Consider the following 16,335-nt stretch of genomic DNA (forward strand, 5'->3'; position numbering starts at 1 on the left):
AAATGAACCGTACTACAATCCCATTATTTTTTACGACGACGAACGATAAATTTATCAGACGCTTTGTTTTTCTTACGAGTCTTGAATCCAAGAGTTGGTTTACCCCATGGAGACATTGGAGACTTACGTCCGATTGGAGAGCGTCCTTCACCACCACCGTGTGGGTGATCAACCGGGTTCATTACAGAACCACGAACTGTTGGGCGCTTACCTAACCAGCGAGAGCGACCTGCTTTACCGATTTTGATAAGTTCGTGTTGTTCGTTACCAACTTGACCGATTGAAGCGCGACAAGCAGATAATACTAAACGTACTTCACCAGAAGTTAAACGTACAAGTACGTATTTTCCTTCTTTACCAAGTACTTGAGCAGACGTACCAGCAGAACGGACTAATTGTCCTCCACGACCAGGCTTAAGCTCGATATTATGAACAACAGTACCTACTGGAATGTTGATTAATGGTAATGCGTTACCGATTTTAATGTCAGCTTCAGGGCCAGACATAACTTCCATACCTACTTCTAAAGTTTTAGGAGCAAGAATGTAACGTTTTTCACCGTCAACGTAGTTAATTAATGCGATATTCGCAGAGCGGTTTGGATCGTATTCGATCGTAGCAACGCGTCCTGGAATTCCATCTTTGTTACGCTTAAAGTCGATGATACGGTATTGACGCTTATGTCCGCCACCTTGATGACGTACAGTAATTTTACCTTGGTTATTACGACCAGCCTTTTTGCTTAAAGGAGCAAGTAAAGACTTTTCTGGTCTGTCAGTCGTGATTTCAGCGAAATCATTCGTAGTCATGTTACGACGACCGTTAGTAGTTGGATTATACTTTTTAATTCCCATCTCAATTTCCCTCCTTCTTTAGTAAGAATTAAACGCCTTGGAAGATTTCGATTTCTTTGCTGTCAGCAGTTAGCTTAACGATTGCTTTACGACGACGGCTAGTAAAACCAGCGTGACGACCAACACGTTTTGCTTTCGGCTTGTAGTTCATGATATTTACTTTGTCTACATTAACACCAAAGATCGCTTCTATAGCGTCTTTAACCTCTGTTTTATTAGATTTAACGTCCACGTCGAACGTGTATTTTTTTTCAGCCATCATTTCCATAGAACGTTCAGTGATAACTGGGCGCTTAATGATATCACGAGGATCTCTCATTATGCAAGCACCTCCTCTACTTTTTCCACTGCCGCTTTTGTCATGATTAGCTTATCATGATGAAGCACATCTAGCACGTTTACGCCATCAGCAGTGATTACTGTTACTCCAGGGATATTGCGAGCAGATAACTCTACAGATTCGTTTGCATCAGCAGTTACGATAAGAGCTTTCTTCTCAACAGTTAATCCTTTAAGTACTGCTACCATGTCTTTTGTTTTTGGTGCATTTAACACTAGGTCCTCAAGAACTACAATGTTGTTCTCAACTACTTTAGTAGCTAATGCAGATTTGATTGCTAAACGACGAACTTTCTTAGGAAGTTTGTACGCATAGCTTCTTGGTGTAGGTCCGAATACCGTACCACCACCACGCCATTGAGGAGAGCGGATAGAACCTTGACGAGCACGTCCAGTTCCTTTTTGACGCCATGGTTTACGACCACCACCACGAACTTCAGAACGAGTTTTTACTTTGTGTGTACCTTGACGTAAAGATGCACGTTGCATCATTACAGCTTCAAATAGTACAGCTTCATTTGGTTCGATACCGAAAATAGCTTCAGCTAATTCGATTTCACCAACCTGTGAACCAGTTTGGTTATATACAGTAACTTTTGGCATTGGAATTCCTCCTTCCTATTGTGAATTATTTGCTAACCTTCACAGCGCCTTGAACAACTACAAGAGATTTCTTAGCACCTGGAACGTTACCTTTTACTAGTAATAAGTTGCGCTCAGTGTCAACTTGAACGATTTCTAAGTTTTGGATAGTAACTTGGTCTCCACCCATACGTCCAGCAAGTTTTTTGCCTTTGAATACACGGTTCGGAGCAACTGGCCCCATTGAACCTGGACGACGGTGATAGCGAGAACCATGAGACATAGGTCCGCGAGATTGTCCGTGGCGTTTAATAACACCTTGGAAACCTTTACCTTTAGAAATTCCTGTTACGTCAACGATTTCACCTGCAGCGAAAACTTCAACTTTTACCTCTTGACCAACCTCTAATCCGTCCACGTCTGCATCGCGGATTTCGCGAATGAAGCGCTTAGGAGTTGTAGATGCTTTAGCAGTGTGGCCTTGTTCAGGTTTGTTAGTTAACTTTTCACGTTTATCTTCAAATCCTAACTGAATTGCGTTGTAGCCATCAGTTTCAGTTGTTTTCTTTTGAAGAACAACGTTTGGATTAGCAGCGATTACCGTTACTGGGATTAACTCACCGTTCTCAGCAAATACTTGAGTCATACCGATCTTTCTTCCTAAGATTCCTTTGGTCATGAGTTACACCTCCTACATTTTTAAGTTATATGAATTATAGTTTGATTTCGATATCTACACCAGATGGTAAATCTAAACGCATTAATGAATCTACTGTTTGCGGAGTAGGACTCACGATGTCGATTAGACGTTTGTGTGTGCGCATTTCGAATTGTTCACGAGAATCTTTGTACTTATGAACAGCACGAAGAATTGTGTAAATAGTCTTCTCAGTTGGTAATGGGATCGGACCAGAAACTGTTGCCCCAGAACGCTTAGCTGTTTCTACAATTTTCTCAGCTGATTGATCAAGAATACGGTGATCATAAGCTTTTAAACGGATACGAATTTTTTCTTTTGCCATTATTTTCCCTCCTTCGTTCGCCTATTTCTAAAATAGACCTTCTCCATGGAAATTTCCCCACACCATGCCATGGCAAAGCGGCCGGGTGTGTCAGCAACCTTCCACTTCATCGCAGTCAAAGACCAACATTGTCTATTATACAATGTTATTCGTCTAGATGCAAGCATCTTTTTGTTCGCATCTGCTTTTCTCTACTTTTGCTATTATACATGGCACTTTAAAGAATATCAAGTTTTCATCTACTCTTATTCAACTTACAGTTTTTGGGTGTTATTTTCGTTTTATATACTATAGAAGAAACTCATCCAAAAATAGAAAATACACCTCTTTCTTCTATAGTAATAAGCAATAAAAAAACTCAAGGGAGAATCCCTTGAGTTTTTAATAATCTAATTAAAGACTACTCAGCAACGATTGTAGCAACTACACCGTAACCTACTGTACGTCCACCTTCACGAATAGAGAATTTAGTTCCCTCTTCGATAGCGATTGGAGCGATAAGTTCGATAGTCATTTCGATGTTGTCACCAGGCATTACCATTTCAGTACCTTCTGGTAATTGGATGATTCCAGTTACGTCAGTTGTACGGAAGTAGAACTGTGGACGGTAGTTAGCGAAGAATGGAGTATGACGTCCACCTTCTTCTTTAGATAATACGAAAACCTCAGCTTTGAATTTAGCGTGCGCTTTTACAGAGCCAGTTTTAGCAAGAACTTGTCCACGTTGGATGTCTTCACGAGCAACCCCACGAAGTAGAGCACCGATGTTGTCTCCAGCTTGAGCTTGGTCAAGAAGCTTACGGAACATTTCTACACCAGTTACAGTTGTAGTAGCATTCTCTTCAGCAAGACCGATGATTTCTACTACGTCACCAACTTTAACGATTCCACGCTCAACACGACCAGTTGCAACTGTACCACGACCTGTGATAGAGAATACATCCTCGATAGGCATTAAGAATGGTTTGTCAGTTTCACGTTCTGGAGTTGGGATGTAAGCATCAACTTCAGTCATTAATTCGATGATTTTTTCTTCCCACTCAGCTTCTCCTTGAAGAGCTTTAAGAGCAGAACCTTTAATTACAGGAATATCGTCGCCTGGGAATCCGTATTCAGATAATAGGTCGCGAACTTCCATTTCTACTAATTCTAATAATTCTTCGTCATCTACCATGTCGCATTTGTTTAAGAATACAACGATGTAAGGAACACCTACTTGACGAGAAAGAAGGATGTGCTCACGTGTTTGAGGCATTGGACCATCAGCAGCAGATACTACTAAGATACCGCCGTCCATTTGAGCAGCACCAGTGATCATGTTTTTAACATAGTCAGCATGACCTGGGCAGTCAACGTGTGCATAGTGACGAGTTTCAGTTTCGTACTCAACGTGTGCAGTTGAGATTGTGATTCCGCGCTCTCTTTCTTCTGGAGCAGCGTCGATTTGATCGTATCCGCGTGCTTCAGCACCACCAGCTTTTGCAAGAACTGTAGTGATCGCAGCAGTTAATGTAGTTTTACCATGGTCAACGTGGCCGATTGTACCGATGTTAACATGGGGTTTAGAACGTTCGAATTTAGCTTTAGCCATTCTAAATTCCTCCTTAGTTTATATGGGTTATTTTATATTTAGACTAGAAAGTGAAACTTGCGTCTCACTTTCTAAGCTTACATAAGTAGTTATACTTGAACAATCGATAAAAATCAATTATTCACCTTTATTTTTTTTAATAATTTCTTCAGAAACAGACTTCGGTACTTCTTCATAATGATCAAATGTCATTGAGAATGTTCCGCGTCCTTGAGTGTTAGAACGTAATGCTGTTGCATAACCGAACATTTCAGAAAGTGGAACCATAGCGCGAACAACTTGTGCGTTACCGCGAGCTTCCATACCTTCTACACGTCCACGACGAGATGTTACGTCGCCCATAATGTCACCCATGTACTCTTCAGGAATTACAACTTCAACTTTCATCATTGGCTCAAGAATTACTGGGCTACATTTAGAAACCGCAGCTTTAAGCGCCATAGATGCAGCGATTTTGAACGCCATCTCAGATGAATCGACATCATGGTAAGATCCGTCAACTAACGCAGCTTTAATATCAACTAGTGGATAACCAGCTAGTACACCATTTTTAAGTGCGTCTTCAAGACCCGCTCCAACAGCTGGGATGTATTCACGTGGAACTACACCACCGACAACCTTGTTTTGGAATTCGAATCCTTTACCTTCTTCATTAGGTTCAAACTCAATCCAAACGTGACCGAATTGTCCACGACCACCAGATTGACGAGCGAACTTACCTTCAACTTTCGCAGCAGCGCGGAAAGTCTCACGGTATGCTACCTGAGGAGCACCAACGTTTGCTTCCACTTTGAATTCACGGCGCATACGGTCAACGATGATATCAAGGTGAAGTTCACCCATACCAGCGATGATTGTTTGGCCAGTTTCTTGGTCAGTGTGAGCACGGAATGTTGGATCTTCTTCAGAAAGCTTAGATAATGCTGTACCCATTTTATCTTGGTCAGCTTTAGATTTCGGTTCGATAGCTACAGAGATAACTGGTTCTGGGAATTCCATAGACTCAAGGATAACAAGACTCTTCTCATCACAAAGAGTATCACCAGTAGTAGTATCTTTTAAACCTACAGCAGCAGCGATATCACCAGCGTAAACTGTTGAAATCTCTTCACGGCTGTTAGCGTGCATTTGTAAGATACGACCTACACGCTCACGCTTACCTTTAGTTGAGTTTTTCACGTATGATCCAGAGTTTAACACACCAGAATATACACGGAAGAACGTTAACTTACCAACATAAGGGTCAGTCATGATTTTGAATGCTAGAGCTGCGAATGGTTCTTCATCGCTAGACTTACGCTCGATAGCTTCCTCCGTATCCGGAAGAGTACCTTTAATAGCGGGTACATCTAATGGAGATGGTAGGTAGTCAATAACTGCGTCTAACAGAATTTGAACACCTTTATTTTTGAATGCAGAACCACAGATTACTGGGAAGAATTCAACAGAAGTTGTAGCCTTACGGATACCAGCTTTAAGCTCTTCTACAGTGATTTCTTCACCTTCTAGGTACTTCATCATCATTTCTTCATCAAGCTCAGCTACCGCTTCAATAAGTTTTCCACGGTATTCTTCAGCTAATTCTTTGTGCTCTTCAGGAATTTCAACACGCTCGATGTCTGTTCCTAAATCGTTACTGTACATGTAAGCACACTCTTCAACAAGGTCAATAATACCATTGAACTCGTCTTCAGCACCGATTGGTAACTGAATTGGATGTGCGTTTGCTTGTAAACGATCGTGGATTGTTCCTACAGAGTATAAGAAATCTGCACCAATCTTATCCATTTTGTTAACGAATACGATACGAGGTACACCATAAGTAGTAGCCTGACGCCAAACAGTTTCTGTTTGTGGTTCTACACCAGATTGTGCATCAAGTACTGCTACTGCGCCATCAAGTACGCGTAAAGAACGTTCTACTTCTACTGTGAAATCTACGTGTCCTGGAGTGTCAATGATATTTACACGGTGACCTTTCCATTGTGCTGTAGTTGCAGCAGAAGTAATTGTGATACCACGTTCTTGCTCTTGCTCCATCCAGTCCATCTGAGATGCACCTTCATGAGTTTCACCGATTTTATGAATACGTCCTGTGTAATACAGAATACGCTCAGTTGCTGTTGTTTTACCAGCATCGATGTGAGCCATGATACCAATATTACGAGTGTTTTCTAAAGAGAACTCTCTAGTCATTTGGTGTCTTGCTCCTTCCATATATGGATTGGATTATTTTATTTTAAGTAGCAAAAAAGCCACTTTATATTGTTACATATGCCAGTGTCCAGTACCCTCATTATGTAAAACGAGCGCCCAACGAAAGGGAGAGGCATTCTCCCTCTCCACACTTCCATAAGCGACAAATAAAGCGGTTTATGCTTACATTTATTTTACGTTGAATCCTACCAACGGTAATGAGCAAATGCTTTGTTAGCTTCTGCCATTTTATGAGTATCTTCACGTTTCTTAACAGCTGCACCAGCGTTGTTAGATGCATCTAAGATTTCGTAAGCTAGACGCTCTTCCATAGTTTTTTCACCACGAAGACGAGCATAGTTTACTAACCAGCGAAGACCTAAAGTTGTACGGCGTTCTGGACGAACCTCAACTGGAACTTGGTAGTTAGCACCACCAACACGACGAGCGCGTACTTCAAGAACAGGCATGATGTTCTTAAGAGCTTGCTCGAATACTTCCATTGGTTCTTTATCTGAACGTTCACGAACGATCTCGAAAGCGTTATAAAGAATTGTTTGAGATTTACCTTTTTTACCGTCAACCATCATTTTGTTGATTAGGCGTGTTACAAGCTTAGAATTGTACATTGGATCTGGTAACACGTCACGTTTCGCAACAGGTCCTTTACGAGGCATATTGAGTTCCTCCTTTCATTATAAATTTATTATTTTTTAGCAGGTTTTGGTCGCTTAGTACCATATTTAGAACGTCCTTGCATACGTTTGTCAACACCAGCTGTATCAAGCGCACCACGAACGATGTGGTAACGTACCCCTGGTAAATCCTTTACTCGACCACCGCGAATTAATACTACGCTATGCTCTTGTAGGTTATGACCGATACCTGGGATGTAAGCTGTAACTTCAATACCGTTTGTTAAACGTACACGAGCGTATTTACGTAACGCTGAGTTCGGTTTCTTCGGAGTCATTGTACCAACACGAGTACACACACCACGTTTTTGAGGTGCAGAGATATCAGTTGATTTTTTCTTTAAAGAATTAAAACCTTTGTTTAACGCAGGTGATTTAGACTTCCATACTTTATCAGTACGACCATTTCTCACTAATTGGTTAATAGTAGGCATTTGATTATCCTCCCTTCGCATGTTTGTATGACCACATATCCAGGTGGTTCATTATTAGTTGAAAACAAAGTTTTTGCAAGGAAGAGCAAATGCTCTCTCCTCACAAAAACAGTTTTAACTTATTATTCCTATTGCTGAAGCTCCCACTTGAATCCCCGAAACTTTTCCAAGCTTACGAACTGATTCAACTTTGGTTATGGGTATGTTATGTTGCAAGGCAGTACGAATGATAACATGGGTTAACCGCACATCAGCATCTTCCGCAATAACAACTTCTTTAACTATACCATTTTTGATTGCTTCCAATGTTCGTTTATGACCAACGACTACATTTTCAGCATTTGACACTTTTTGATAAGACATTTAAATATCCTCCAAAGCATCATTCAGGAGCAACCTTGATTATAGTAACATTTTGTCTCATACAATGTCAACTAGGATCAGCTGTTTTTATACAAAATTTACGACGGAAAATTTTACTGTTCCACATAAACTTCATCGTTTTCTACATTCATGTTATCTTGTGTTGTTTTTACAAGATCCACTTTGCGATAACGATTCATACCTGTTCCAGCAGGAACAAGCTTACCGATAATAACATTCTCTTTCAATCCTAGAAGCTCATCGCGTTTACCCTTAATTGCTGCATCTGTTAGAACACGAGTTGTTTCTTGGAATGACGCTGCAGATAAGAACGAATCTGTCTCAAGTGAAGCTTTTGTAATACCAAGTAGAACCGGTCTAGCCGTTGCTGGTTGTTTACCTTTCAGTAACACCTTCGCATTCGCATCAGTAAACTGATGGATATCTAGTAATGTTCCTGGTAATACATCTGTTTCACCCGCATCACTTACACGAACTTTACGTAGCATTTGACGTACCATTACTTCTACGTGTTTGTCACCAATTTCTACCCCTTGCATACGGTATACTTTTTGAACTTCACGTAATAAGTATTCTTGAACTGCTGTAATGTCCGTTACTTTTAGTAATTCCTTCGGATCAATAGAACCTTCTGTTAACTCTTTACCGTGGCTAATTGGCTGTCCTAGAGTTACTTTCAGACGAGCACCGTAAGGAATAGCATACGTACGAGCTTCAACTTCACCCTGTACAACTACTTCTTGGCGATCTTTAACATCGTTGATCGCTGCGATAACACCGTCAATTTCACTGATAACTGCCTGACCCTTCGGATTACGAGCTTCGAAGATCTCTTGGATACGAGGTAAACCTTGTGTGATGTCATCTCCGGCAACCCCACCTGTATGGAACGTACGCATCGTTAACTGTGTACCTGGCTCACCGATAGATTGAGCTGCGATAATACCTACCGCTTCTCCTACTTCTACGTCTGTACCAGTTGCTAAGTTACGACCGTAACACTTCTTACATACACCATGGCGAGTATTACACGTAAACGCTGAACGAATGTTTACAGTTTCAACACCCGACTTTTCAACGATATGAGCAATGTCTTCAGTAATTAATTGATTTTCAGCAATTAATACTTCACCTGTTTCAGGATGTTTTACAGTTTTTCTCGCAAAACGTCCAACAAGACGATCATATAGTGACTCAATAACTTCATTACCCTCTTTAATCGCACCAATTAGTAAACCACGATCTGTTCCACAATCATCTTGACGAACAATTACATCTTGTGCAACGTCTACAAGACGACGTGTTAAGTAACCAGAATCGGCAGTTTTAAGTGCTGTATCGGCAAGACCTTTACGCGCACCATGCGTAGAGATGAAGTATTCAAGTACTGTTAAACCTTCACGGAAACTTGATTTGATCGGAAGCTCAATGATACGACCAGATGGATTGGCCATCAGACCACGCATACCAGCAAGCTGAGTAAAGTTCGATGCATTACCACGGGCACCGGAATCACTCATCATGAAGATTGGGTTGCGTTTATTCAAGGATTTCATCAGTTTTCCTTGGATAACATCTTTTGCATTACTCCAAATAGAGATAACGCGATCGTAACGTTCTTCTTCCGTGATTAAACCGCGACGGAATTGTTTAATTACATTATCTACTTTTGCTTGTGCTTCATGGAGAATTTCATTTTTTTCGCCTAATACAAGAATGTCTGATACCCCAACTGTAATACCAGCTTTTGTAGAGTATTTAAATCCTAAGTTTTTCATACGGTCAAGCATGCGAGATGTTTCCGTAATTTGGAAACGCTTGAATACTTCCGCAATAATGTTACCAAGGATTTTCTTGCTAAATGGCGCCACTTCTTCGCGACTAGCAATAATTTCTTTAATGTTCGCACCTTTTTCAACGAAATATTCCGCTGGTGTTTCTTTTTCAAGGTTTGAGTTTGTTGGTTCATTAATATAAGGGAACGACTCTGGTAAGATTTCGTTAAATATTAATTTACCAACTGTTGTTAATAGAAGCTTACTCTTTTGCTCTTCAGTAAACGTTACATTATTTACCGAACTCGCAGCAACTGCAACACGTGTGTGCAGATGTACATATCCATTTTGGTATGCAAGTATTGCTTCGTTTGCATCTTTGAAGACCATACCTTCACCGATTGCACCCTCGCGCTCAAGTGTTAAGTAATAGTTACCTAATACCATATCCTGAGATGGAGTAACAACTGGTTTTCCGTCTTTTGGATTCAAGATGTTTTGTGCCGCTAACATAAGGATACGAGCTTCTGCTTGTGCCTCTGATGATAACGGAACGTGAACCGCCATTTGGTCACCGTCAAAGTCCGCGTTGTATGCAGTACATACAAGTGGGTGAAGACGGATTGCACGACCTTCTACTAGTGTAGGTTCAAACGCCTGGATACCAAGACGGTGAAGTGTTGGTGCGCGGTTTAGAAGTACTGGATGCTCTTTGATCACAGATTCTAAAACGTCCCAAACTTCAGGGTGTACACGCTCGATTTTACGTTTAGCACTCTTAATGTTGTGTGCTAATCCTTTTCCAACTAACTCTTTCATAACGAAAGGTTTAAACAATTCAAGTGCCATTTCTTTCGGCAATCCACATTGGTACATCTTTAAGTTCGGTCCTACAACGATTACAGAACGGCCAGAGTAGTCAACACGTTTACCTAATAAGTTTTGACGGAAACGTCCTTGTTTACCTTTAAGCATGTGAGATAGTGATTTTAATGGACGGTTACCTGGTCCAGTAACTGGACGGCCACGGCGACCATTATCGATTAATGCGTCTACAGCTTCTTGTAACATACGTTTTTCGTTTTGAACGATAATGCTTGGTGCACCTAAGTCCAATAGACGTTTTAAACGGTTGTTACGGTTAATTACACGACGATATAAGTCGTTTAAGTCAGAAGTAGCAAAACGTCCACCATCTAACTGTACCATTGGGCGTAGTTCTGGTGGGATAACTGGAAGAACCTCTAAGATCATCCAAGATGGGTGATTTCCAGAGTTACGGAATGCTTCTAATACTTCTAGACGTTTAATAGCACGAGTACGGCGTTGTCCTTGTGCTGTTTTTAATTCTTCTTTTAAGAAGTCTACTTCTTTATCTAAATCGATGTCTTGCAGTAATTTTTTAATCGCTTCTGCACCCATAGCAGCATGGAATGTACTGCCATATCGATCACGATATGCACGGTATTCTTTTTCAGAAAGTAATTGCTTCTTATCAAGTGGTGTATCTCCACTTTCTGTTACAACATAAGAAGCGAAATAAATTACTTCTTCAAGCGCGCGAGGGGACATGTCTAAGACAAGTCCCATGCGGCTCGGGATACCTTTGAAATACCAAATATGAGATACAGGAGCAGCTAATTCGATATGACCCATACGTTCACGACGAACTTTTGCACGCGTTACTTCAACGCCACATCGATCACAAACTACACCTTTATAACGTACACGTTTATATTTCCCGCAATGACATTCCCAGTCCTTTTGTGGTCCGAAAATACGCTCACAGAACAAGCCATCTTTTTCAGGCTTTAACGTACGATAGTTAATTGTTTCTGGTTTCTTAACTTCACCGTATGACCAAGAACGAATCTTGTCAGGTGAAGCAAGTCCAATCTTCATATATTCAAAGTTATTTACATCTATCAAGGGGCCTACCTCCCTTTTAGTCTACAGGTTATCCCAATTATTCCTTAGTTGTCTCAACTTCAACATTCAATTTATCTGCTGATTGATGATCATCGTCATCTTCCGTATCACGCATTTCAATTTCTGTATCGTTGATAGACATCATTTTAACGTCCATACCTAAACTTTGCAGTTCTTTAATCAATACTTTGAATGATTCAGGAACGCCTGGTTCTGGAACATTTTCACCTTTAACAATTGCTTCATACGTCTTAACACGTCCAATAACATCATCAGACTTCACTGTTAAGATTTCTTGAAGAGTATAAGCAGCACCATAAGCTTCAAGTGCCCAAACCTCCATCTCACCGAAACGCTGTCCACCGAACTGAGCTTTACCTCCAAGAGGTTGCTGCGTTACAAGTGAGTATGGTCCAGTAGAACGAGCATGAAGTTTATCGTCAACCATGTGTGCAAGTTTGATCATATACATGACACCAACAGATACACGGTTATCGAATGGCTCACCAGTACGTCCGTCATACAGGATTGTTTTCGCGTCATTTGCCATACCAGCTTCTTCAATTGTGCCCCATACATCTTCCTCACGAGCACCATCGAATACCGGTGTTGCAATGTGAATACCAAGGTATCTTGCTGCCATACCAAGATGAAGCTCTAATACCTGACCGATATTCATACGAGATGGTACCCCTAATGGGTTTAACATGATATCGATTGGCGTACCATCTGGTAAGTAAGGCATATCTTCTTCCGGTAAAATACGGGAGATAACACCTTTGTTACCATGACGACCGGCCATTTTGTCACCTTCAGAAATTTTACGCTTTTGAACGATATATGCACGTACAAGTTGATTCACGCCTGGTGGCAATTCATCGCCATCTTCACGGTTAAACACTTTTACGTCTAAGATAATACCGCCACCACCGTGTGGTACACGTAGTGATGTATCACGTACTTCACGTGCTTTTTCACCGAAGATTGCATGTAATAGACGTTCTTCTGCCGTTAATTCTGTTACACCTTTTGGCGTTACTTTACCAACAAGTAGATCTCCATCTTTTACTTCAGCACCGACGCGAATAATACCGCGCTCGTCAAGATTACGAAGTGCATCTTCTCCAACATTCGGGATATCACGTGTAATTTCTTCTGGTCCAAGCTTCGTATCACGAGCTTCTGATTCATATTCTTCAATATGGATAGAAGTGTACACATCATCTTTTACAAGGCGCTCACTCATGATGATCGCATCCTCATAGTTATAACCGTCCCATGTCATAAAGCCAACAAGCACGTTACGTCCAAGCGCCAGTTCACCTAGTTCCATAGAAGGACCATCCGCAAGGATTTCACCTTTTACAACTTGGTCTCCAACACTTACGATTGGACGTTGGTTGTAGCAAGTTCCTTGGTTAGAACGAATGAATTTTTGCATTTTGTAGCGATCTAAGTCGCCTTTTACTGTTTGACCGTCAACGTCTACATAGCGACGTACCCAAACTTCACGTGCTTCTACGCGCTCAACAACACCAGGCTGTTTACAGATTACTGCAGCACCTGAGTCTTTTGCTGATACGTACTCCATACCTGTACCTACAATCGGAGATTCCGGATTTATTAACGGAACCGCCTGACGTTGCATGTTCGCTCCCATAAGTGCGCGGTTAGAGTCATCGTTTTCTAAGAACGGAATACAAGCTGTCGCTGCCGACACTACTTGTTTTGGAGATACATCCATGTAGTCGATGCGTTCTTTATTTGTGACAATGTTTTCACCACGGAAACGAGCTACGATATCTTCATCAAGGAATTCCCCTACTTCAGATAATTTCATATTCGCTTGGGCTACAACATAGTTATCTTCTTCATCTGCTGTTAAATAATCAACCTGCCCTGTTACAAGACCAGTTTCTGGGTCAACACGACGGTATGGCGTTTCAATGAAACCAAACTCATTTACTTTCGCAAACGAAGATAATGAGTTAATCAAACCGATGTTTGGTCCCTCTGGCGTTTCAATTGGACACATACGACCATAGTGAGAGTAGTGAACGTCACGTACTTCAAAGCCTGCGCGCTCACGCGTTAAACCACCGGGTCCTAATGCAGATAGTCTTCGTTTGTGAGTTAACTCTGCTAATGGGTTTGTTTGATCCATGAACTGAGATAACTGAGAACTTCCGAAGAACTCTTTAATAGATGCAATAACCGGGCGAATGTTAATTAACGCTTGTGGTGTAATTGCATTTGTATCTTGAATCGACATTCTCTCACGAACAACACGTTCCATACGAGAAAGACCGATACGGAATTGGTTTTGTAGTAACTCTCCTACAGAACGCAGACGACGATTTCCTAAGTGGTCAATATCATCTGTATCCCCTACTTTATATAGCAAGTTAAAGAAGTAGCTAATAGAAGCAAGAATATCACCTGGTGTGATGTGTTTTATATCACGAGTAATATTTGCATTCCCAATTACGTTTATAGATCGTTCGCCTTCTGATTCTGGAGCATAAATCTTAATAGATTGCAGCTCAACATCGCCTGCTACCACTCCACCCATTGGTTTCGCTGTTTTGAATCCAATGTTTTTCTCTAAGTAAGGTAGAATGCGATCCAGTGTACGACGATCTAAGACTGTTCCTTCTGCCGCTAAAATTTCACCAGTTTCTGGATCCACCAGTGTTTCAGCTAAACGTTGGTTAAACAATCTGTTTTTAATGTGTAGCTTTTTGTTGATCTTATAGCGACCTACATTTGCTAAATCGTAGCGCTTCGGATCAAAGAAACGAGACACAAGTAAGCTCTTTGCATTTTCTACTGTTGGTGGTTCACCAGGGCGTAGACGCTCATAAATTTCAAGCAATGCTTTCTCTGTGCTATCCGTGTTGTCTTTTTCTAACGTATTGCTTAAGTATTCGTTATCACCTAAAAGCTCGGTGATTTCTTGATCAGAGCCAAACCCTAATGCGCGTAACAAAACAGTTACAGGAAGTTTACGCGTACGGTCAATACGCACATATACAACATCCTTAGCATCTGTTTCATACTCTAACCAAGCTCCGCGGTTTGGAATTACAGTAGCAGTAAAACCACGTTTTCCGTTTTTATCCACTTTGCCACTATAGTATACGCTTGGAGAGCGAACTAACTGGGAAACGATAACACGTTCTGCACCGTTAATTACGAATGTTCCAGTCTCTGTCATGAGTGGGAAATCTCCCATGAACACATCTTGTTCTTTTACTTCACCAGTTTCCTTGTTGATTAGACGCACTTTTACACGAAGTGGTGCTGCATACGTCACATCACGCTCTTTGCATTCTTCTACAGAGTATTTAGGTTCACCCAAGCTGTAGTCGATAAATTCAAGCGATAGATTTCCCGTAAAGTCTTCGATCGGAGAAATGTCTTGGAACATTTCTCGCAAACCCTCATCAAGAAACCACTGATAAGAAGAGGTTTGAATTTCGATAAGATTTGGTAACTCTAATACTTCACTAATACGGGCATAACTTCTTCGTTGGCGGTGGCGTCCGTATTGAACTAGTTGACCTGTCAACTGCTTCACCCCTCAAATCATGAGTATTATAAATGCACAAAAAAATTTGTGCAAAATCACAAATAAATACAACTACTGCTATTAGCGTAGTTTTTTTCTCTTAAAGATAGATACGTTGAGTCTTTCTACCTGCTCAAAAAAGAAAAATGGCTTCTATAAGAAAACCATCATTCTGTTTCATAATCTGCTGATTTTACTATCTTTTCCAAGAGAAGCAAAAATATACATCTTTCTCAACGCAGAAAATCATATATTGGCATTGTATAATGTTAACATAGCCAAAAATAACCGTCAACGCTTTTTTGATTTTATGATATAATATCCTTTTTTCTTTTCTACAACTTCAACTTCAGAAAATACTTCTTCTAGTTTTTTCATCGCAGATGGCGCACCTTGTTTCTTTTGAATAACAATCCACAATTCTCCACCTGAAACTAAATACTCCACAGCCTTTTCTAAAATCTCATGCACGATATCTTTACCAGCACGAATTGGAGGATTAGATAGAATAACAGCATACTTGCCATCTACATTTTCATAGACACTACTTTGCAAAATACGTATATTTTCAATTCTGTTATTAGCGGCATTTTCTTTTGCAAGTCCCAAGGCCCTTTCATTCACATCCACCATGTGAATTTCACGATTTTGAAACTCTTTCGCTAACGACAAACCGATTGGACCGTACCCACATCCTACGTCTAACACATTACCTTTAACATCTGGCATTTGAAACGCTTCAATTAAAAGACGAGAACCAAAGTCCACTTCGTTTTTCGAGAACACCCCATGGTCAGATAAAAAAGTAAATCGAGATTCACGAAGTGTAACTTCCCATCGTTTACGATCACTTTTACTAGAAGGGTCGTTAGAAAAATAATGGTCTGCCATATGGCCACCTCTTTTCTTTACAGTTAAAAAAAAAGCTCGCATAAGAGCGAGCTTTTTTTAAAGCACCAAAAG

At 40.8% G+C, this 16,335-nt stretch carries 13 protein-coding genes; all 13 read right to left on the bottom strand.

What is annotated here, in order from left to right:
* Positions 1 to 23 precede the first annotated feature (23 nt).
* On the bottom strand, positions 24 to 854 hold the full coding sequence (gene rplB, locus MR066_RS25060; protein WP_000511584.1) for a 50S ribosomal protein L2: 831 nt from the start codon (positions 852 to 854) through the stop codon (positions 24 to 26).
* A gap of 28 nt (positions 855 to 882) precedes the next feature.
* Positions 883 to 1,173: a 50S ribosomal protein L23 gene (rplW, locus tag MR066_RS25065; protein WP_001205557.1), complete on the bottom strand. Its 291-nt coding sequence runs from the start codon at positions 1,171 to 1,173 to the stop codon at positions 883 to 885.
* Positions 1,173 to 1,796, bottom strand: coding sequence for a 50S ribosomal protein L4 (gene rplD / locus MR066_RS25070; RefSeq protein WP_001127261.1), 624 nt, complete (start codon positions 1,794 to 1,796; stop codon positions 1,173 to 1,175). Before rplD ends, rplW begins: the two co-directional genes overlap by 1 nt.
* 25 nt (positions 1,797 to 1,821) lie before the next feature.
* Entirely contained in the window at positions 1,822 to 2,454 is a 633-nt protein-coding gene (gene rplC, locus MR066_RS25075) for a 50S ribosomal protein L3 (protein ID WP_000160209.1), read from the bottom strand.
* 34 nt (positions 2,455 to 2,488) lie between these two features.
* On the bottom strand, positions 2,489 to 2,797 hold the full coding sequence (gene rpsJ / locus MR066_RS25080; RefSeq protein ID WP_001040595.1) for a 30S ribosomal protein S10: 309 nt from the start codon (positions 2,795 to 2,797) through the stop codon (positions 2,489 to 2,491).
* Positions 2,798 to 3,197: 400 nt separating this feature from the next.
* Complete coding sequence (tuf, locus tag MR066_RS25085) at positions 3,198 to 4,388, bottom strand: elongation factor Tu (protein WP_002009778.1); 1,191 nt, start codon at positions 4,386 to 4,388, stop codon at positions 3,198 to 3,200.
* Between the two features lie 117 nt (positions 4,389 to 4,505).
* Positions 4,506 to 6,584 (bottom strand): elongation factor G, encoded by a 2,079-nt coding sequence (fusA, locus tag MR066_RS25090; protein ID WP_002139943.1) that lies wholly within the window; start codon positions 6,582 to 6,584, stop codon positions 4,506 to 4,508.
* A gap of 206 nt (positions 6,585 to 6,790) precedes the next feature.
* The gene (rpsG, locus tag MR066_RS25095; protein ID WP_002063416.1) at positions 6,791 to 7,261 is read right to left on the bottom strand and encodes a 30S ribosomal protein S7; all 471 of its coding nucleotides are present in this window, start codon (positions 7,259 to 7,261) and stop codon (positions 6,791 to 6,793) included.
* Positions 7,262 to 7,290: 29 nt separating this feature from the next.
* On the bottom strand, positions 7,291 to 7,713 hold the full coding sequence (gene rpsL / locus MR066_RS25100) for a 30S ribosomal protein S12 (RefSeq protein WP_001142341.1): 423 nt from the start codon (positions 7,711 to 7,713) through the stop codon (positions 7,291 to 7,293).
* A 114-nt stretch (positions 7,714 to 7,827) separates the two neighbouring features.
* Positions 7,828 to 8,076 carry a 50S ribosomal protein L7ae-like protein gene (locus MR066_RS25105; RefSeq protein WP_000121833.1) on the bottom strand — a complete coding sequence of 83 codons (249 nt, stop codon included), beginning with the start codon at positions 8,074 to 8,076 and terminating at the stop codon, positions 7,828 to 7,830.
* Positions 8,077 to 8,189: 113 nt separating this feature from the next.
* Positions 8,190 to 11,801, bottom strand: coding sequence for a DNA-directed RNA polymerase subunit beta' (gene rpoC, locus MR066_RS25110; RefSeq protein ID WP_002063415.1), 3,612 nt, complete (start codon positions 11,799 to 11,801; stop codon positions 8,190 to 8,192).
* Positions 11,802 to 11,838: 37 nt separating this feature from the next.
* Positions 11,839 to 15,372, bottom strand: coding sequence for a DNA-directed RNA polymerase subunit beta (gene rpoB / locus MR066_RS25115; protein ID WP_002113316.1), 3,534 nt, complete (start codon positions 15,370 to 15,372; stop codon positions 11,839 to 11,841).
* A gap of 291 nt (positions 15,373 to 15,663) precedes the next feature.
* Complete coding sequence (locus tag MR066_RS25120; RefSeq protein WP_002124684.1) at positions 15,664 to 16,263, bottom strand: class I SAM-dependent methyltransferase; 600 nt, start codon at positions 16,261 to 16,263, stop codon at positions 15,664 to 15,666.
* Positions 16,264 to 16,335: the final 72 nt, after the last annotated feature.

This window comes from Bacillus cereus group sp. BfR-BA-01523, assembly GCF_022662615.1.
Taxonomy (GTDB): domain Bacteria; phylum Bacillota; class Bacilli; order Bacillales; family Bacillaceae_G; genus Bacillus_A; species Bacillus_A mycoides.